This window comes from Herbaspirillum sp. B65 (assembly GCF_000333555.1).
GTDB classification, from domain to species: domain Bacteria; phylum Pseudomonadota; class Gammaproteobacteria; order Burkholderiales; family Burkholderiaceae_D; genus Herbaspirillum; species Herbaspirillum rubrisubalbicans.
This window is the reverse complement of record NZ_BADI01000400.1, coordinates 1-2602: the sequence shown is the minus strand read 5'-3', so window position 1 is coordinate 2602 and position 2602 is coordinate 1. Positions and strand designations below refer to the sequence as shown.

General features: G+C 58.5%; 1 protein-coding gene. It reads left to right on the top strand.

What is annotated here, in order from left to right; all coding sequences use genetic code 11:
• Nucleotides 1-273: 273 nt before the first annotated feature.
• Entirely contained in the window at nucleotides 274-2595 is a 2322-nt protein-coding gene (locus I5W_RS09735) for a beta strand repeat-containing protein (RefSeq protein ID WP_044529067.1), read from the top strand.
• Nucleotides 2596-2602: the final 7 nt, after the last annotated feature.

The following is a 2602-nucleotide window of genomic DNA, read 5'->3' as shown; positions in this document are numbered from 1 at the left end:
CGCCGGCGCCGACCACATAAGTCTGGTCAGCCGCCAGGGTGGTGCCGGCAGCGCAGGACAGGGCCAGCGCGCTGGCGGCGAGGGTAAATAATTTCTTGATCGACATGATGCCTTCTTTCAGAGGATGGAAATGAACCCGGGGCTGGCGGCGGGTGCCTGGCCCGGATCTGCTCGGTGGACAAGCGTTTCCTGGCAGACGGGAATCACGCGGCGGCAAGCCGCGCCAGTGCGCCAGAAGCGAAAAACCCTGAATAGGCGGGTAGCAACAAGCTTGTGAGCCTGAACGTGGCGTTGGCAGATACGACGAACTACACGTTGTCTGGGACGACGCAACAGAACATGACGGCCAATATTGCAAAGGCCAATGTGACGGTAGCGAACGTGACGGCATCGAACAAGGTGTACGACACGACGACGAACGCAGCCATCAGCAATGTGGGTGCAGCCACGGTGTTGCTGGGTAATGCCAGCGCGGCGAATGGCACGTTGGCGTCGGCGACGGGCTACAGTAACTACACGGTCAATGGTTCGTACGCGAACGCAGCCGCAGGTAGCCAGATGGTGAACGTGAACGTGGCGTTGGCAGACACGACGAACTACGCATTGAGCACGTCAAGTCAGAACAAGACGACGGCTAACATCGCGAAGGCCAATGTAACGGTAGCGAACGTGAGGGCGTCGGACAAGGTGTACGACACGACGACGAACGCAGCGATCAGTAATGTGGGTGCGGCGACCGTTCTGTTGGGTAACGCCAGCGCGGCGAATGGCACGTTGGCGTCGGCGACGGCCTATAGCAACTACACGGTCAATGGTTCGTATGCGAATGCCACGGCGGGTAGCCAAACGGTGAACGTGAACGTGGCGTTGGCAGACACGACGAATTACGCATTGAGCACGTCAAGTCAGAACCAGACGACAGCCAACATTGCGAAGGCCAATGTAACGGTGGCGAACGTGACGGCGTCGGACAAGGTGTACGACACGACGACGAACGCAGCACTGTCGAATGGGAACGTGACGGTGCAGTTGGGTAATGCGTCGGCTGCGAATGGAACGTTGGCGAGTGCGACGGCGTTCAGCAACTACACGGCCAATGGAACGTTTGCGAATGCATCGGCAGGTAGCAACAAGCTTGTGAGCCTGAACGTGGCGTTGGCAGATACGACGAACTACACGTTGTCTGGGACGACGCAACAGAACATGACGGCCAACATTGCGAAGGCCAATGTAACGGTAGCGAACGTGACGGCGTCGGACAAGGTGTACGACACGACGACGAACGCGACCATTAGCAATGTGGGAGCGGCGACCGTCCTGTTGGGTAACGCCAGTGCTGCGAACGGCAGCCTTGCGAGTGCGACGGCGTTTAGCAACTACACGGCCAATGGGGCGTTTGCGAACGCGTCGGCAGGTAGTAATAAGCTTGTGAACCTGAACGTGGCGTTGTCGGATACGACGAACTACACGTTGTCGGGGACGACGCAGCAGAACATGACGGCCAACATTGCGAAGGCCAATGTGACGGTAGCGAACGTGACTGCATCGGATAAGGTGTACGACACGACGACCAATGCGGCCATCAGCAATGTGGGTGCGGCGACGGTGTTGCTGGGTAACGCTTCGACAGCCAATGGCACGTTGGCGTCGGCGACGGGCTACAGCAATTACACGGTCAATGGCTCGTATGCGAACGCGGCTGCAGGTAGCCAGACGGTGAGCGTGAACGTAGCGTTAGCAGACACGACGAACTACGCATTGAGCACGTCAAGTCAGAACCAGACGACGGCGACGATTGCCAAGGCTAATGTGACGGTAGCGAACGTGACGGCATCGGATAAGGTGTACGACACGACGACGAACGCGGCCATCAGCAATGTGGGTGCAGCGACGGTGTTGCTGGGTAACGCCAGCGCGGCGAATGGCACGTTGGCGTCGGCGACGGGCTATAGCAATTACACGGTCAATGGCTCGTATGCGAACGCAGCGGCAGGTAGCCAGATGGTGAACGTGAACGTGGCGTTGGGCGATACGACGAACTACACGGTGAGTACGTCAAGTCAGAACAAGACGACAGCCAACATTGCGAAGGCCAATGTGACGGTGGCGAACGTGACGGCGTCGGATAAGGTGTACGACACGACGACGAACGCAGCACTGTCGAATGGGAACGTGACGGTGCAGTTGGGTAACGCGTCGGCTGCGAACGGAACGTTGGCAAGTGCGACGGCGTTCAGCAACTACACGGCCAATGGGACGTTTGCAAATGCATCGGCGGGTAGCAACAAGCTTGTGAGCCTGAACGTGGCGTTGGCAGATACGACGAACTACACGTTGTCTGGGACGACGCAACAGAACATGACGGCCAATATTGCAAAGGCCAATGTGACGGTGGCGAACGTGACTGCATCGGATAAGGTGTACGACACGACGACCAGTGCGGCCATTAGCAATGTGGGTGCAGCCACGGTGTTGCTGGGTAACGCTTCTGCCGCGAACGGCAGCCTGGCGTCGGCGACGGGCTACAGCAACTACACGGTCAATGGCTCGTATGTGAACGCAGCAGCGGGTAGCCAGACGGTGAACGGAACGTAGCGTGGCA